This window comes from Angustibacter speluncae (genome assembly GCF_054777815.1).
In genome coordinates this window covers 1-2,511 of the sequence record NZ_BAAHAF010000063.1, presented here as the reverse complement: position 1 = coordinate 2,511, position 2,511 = coordinate 1, and the positions used below count along the sequence as shown (strand labels likewise).

At 78.0% G+C, this 2,511-nt stretch carries 2 protein-coding genes and 1 pseudogene; all 3 read left to right on the top strand.

The window, feature by feature from the left end; genetic code table 11:
• Positions 1-587, top strand: a pseudogene (locus ACYVKY_RS07560) (type VII secretion integral membrane protein EccD); the annotation flags it as partial.
• 3 nt (positions 588-590) lie between these two features.
• On the top strand, positions 591-1,922 hold the full coding sequence (gene eccB, locus ACYVKY_RS07555; protein WP_460434362.1) for a type VII secretion protein EccB: 1,332 nt from the start codon (positions 591-593) through the stop codon (positions 1,920-1,922).
• Positions 1,922-2,511: S8 family serine peptidase (locus tag ACYVKY_RS07550; protein ID WP_460434361.1), on the top strand; the 590-nt coding region annotated here is incomplete at its 3' end. The genes eccB and ACYVKY_RS07550, both read left to right, overlap by 1 nt.

Below are 2,511 nucleotides of genomic sequence, written 5' to 3'. Positions count from 1 at the left end.
CGGCCGCGGCGGTCGGCGCCGCCCTCGCCGTCGTCGCCGGTGCCGTGGTGCCGTGGGCCGCGGTCGCCACGACCTCGCTGCAGGTGCCGCAGCCCCGCAGCGACGGCGACCTGCTCGCCGACCCCGTCCCGCTCGACCGCGGCGACGTCGACCGGCAGGTGCGGCTCGGTCGCACCCTGCTGGTGTCGCTGACCGTCACCGTCGTGCTCGTGCTGCTGGTGTCGACCTGGCAGCTGGTGGGTCTCGGCGTCTTCGGCTTCGCCGTCGTGGTGGTGTCGGCCGCGGCGCTCGCGCTGCGGACCCGCCAGTACCGGGCCCGGGTCGAGGTGCTCACCGGCTTCGCCGGCGCCACCCTCGCGCTGCTGGCGGCGGTGGCGTCGGCGCTCGTGCTGCACCCGGGCTGGCGCACCGTCCTGGCCGCCGTGCTGGTCGCCGTGGCCGGCGTGCTGCTGGTGGTCGCCGCGCTGCCGCGCACCCCGAGCGTGCGGCTCGCCCGGCTCGGCGACCTGGTCGAGGGCGTCGCGCTGGTGAGCCTGCTGCCGCTGGTCGTGGCGGCCCTCGGCTTCCTCCCCGGCACCGGCGGCTGACCGGTGGCGTCCAAGCGCGAGCTGGTCGAGGCGCACTCCTACAACCGCCGCCGCCTGGTCACCGCGTTCCTGTCCGGGGCGCCCGGCGGTCGCGAGGTCGAGCCGGCGAAGCCGGGCCGCGCGGTGGTCGCGGGCGCCGTCCTCGCCGTGCTCGTGATGCTCGGCGCCGTCGTGGTCGGCTACCTGCGACCCGGCCTGCGCGAAGACTGGGACCAGGACAAGCTCATCGTCAGCAAGGACACCGCGGCCCGGTACGTGGTGCTGGGCGACGGCGTGCTGCACCCGGTGCTCAACGCCGCCTCGGCCCGGCTGCTGCTGCCGGAGGGCGACTTCGAGGTGCTGCTCGTCCCGTCGTCGGAGCTGGCCGACAAGCGCATCGGCGAGACGGTGGGCATCGACGGCGCACCCGACACCCTGCCCGGGGCCGACGCCCTGGTGGGCTCGGGGTGGACCTCGTGCCTCGACGGCGAGCAGCGCACCCTGCTGCGGCTCGCGCGCGACCCCGACGTCATCGCGACCGGCGACGGCGTGGCGCAGGTGGTCACGGTGAACGGCCAGACCTGGGTGCTGTGGGCGCAGGGCCGGTACCTGGTGCCCGCCGCCGACGCCACCGCGGTGCTGCGACCGCTCGGGCTCGACGGCGTCACGCCCGTGCCCGTCCCGGGGTCCTGGCTCGACCTGTTCCCCGAGCTCGACCCGCTCGCCCCCCTCGGCGTCGCCGGTGACGGCGCGGCCTACGACGGCGCCGGGGCCGACGGGTCGCCGGTCGGCACCGTCTACGAGGTGGGCGCCGGCACGTCGGCCCGGCGCTACCTGCTCACCGCCGACGGGCTGGCCGAGCTCACCGACGTGGCGTGGCAGCTGCGGCAGGTCGTCTCGGCCACGGCGCCGGTCGCGGCGACCCAGGCCGAGATCGCCGGGATCCCGACCGCGCCGGCGCCGTACCCGGCGAGCTGGCCCGCGGTCGTCCCCGAGCCGTTCGAGGGCCCGGCCACCTGCGCGCTGCTCACGGCCGAGCCGGACGCCCCGCCGGTCGTCGAGCTCGCCACCCCGGGCGAGCAGGCCGTCCCGGACGGCACGACGGGCGTGCGCGTCGACCGCGGCAGCGGCGCGCTCGTCCGCGCGGTCAGCGGGTCCAGCAGCGCCGGCACGCTCTACCTCGTCGACGCCACCGGCACCCGCTACGCCCTCGACCCGGGTGCGGACGAGGTCGCCGCGCGCCTCGGCTACCGTACGGTCGCGCCGACGCTGGTGCCGCTCGCCTGGGTCGGGGCGCTGGGCGACGGGCCGGCGCTCAGCGTCGAGGCGGCCGAGGTCGTCGCGGAGGACGGCTGATGCGCAGCCGCGCGGCTGCGGTGCTCGTCGCGGCCGCGGTGCTGCTGCCGGTCGGCGCCGCACCCGTGGCGGCCTCCTCGACCCCGGCCCCGGAGCCGCGGTGCGACGACGACGTCGACGCCTTCGTCACCCGCACGCCGTCGGCGCTCGCGGCGATGTCGGTGGCCGACGCGTGGGACCGGGGCTCGCTCGGGCAGGGCGTCACCGTCGCCGTCGTGCACGCGGGTGTCGACGCCGCGAACGCCCACCTCGACGGCGCCGTGGTGCCCGGCCGCTCGTTCGTCCCCGGTGACACCGACCCGACCGGCCGCACCACCACCGTCGACGAGGGCACCGTGCTCGCCACCGTCGTCGCGGGTCGGCGCGTCGACGGCTCCGGCCTCGTCGGGGTCGCGCCGCAGGCGCAGGTGCTGCCGGTGCGCTGGTACGTGGCCGACGGCTCCGAGCAGCCCGGCGGGTCGAAGGAGTCCGCCGGGGTCGGTCGGCTCGCCGAGGCGATCGCCTGGGCGGGCGGTGCGGGCGCCGACGTCGTGGTGGTCCCCAACGCGGTCAGCGCGCCCGACCCGGCGCTGGCCGCCGCCGTCGAGCA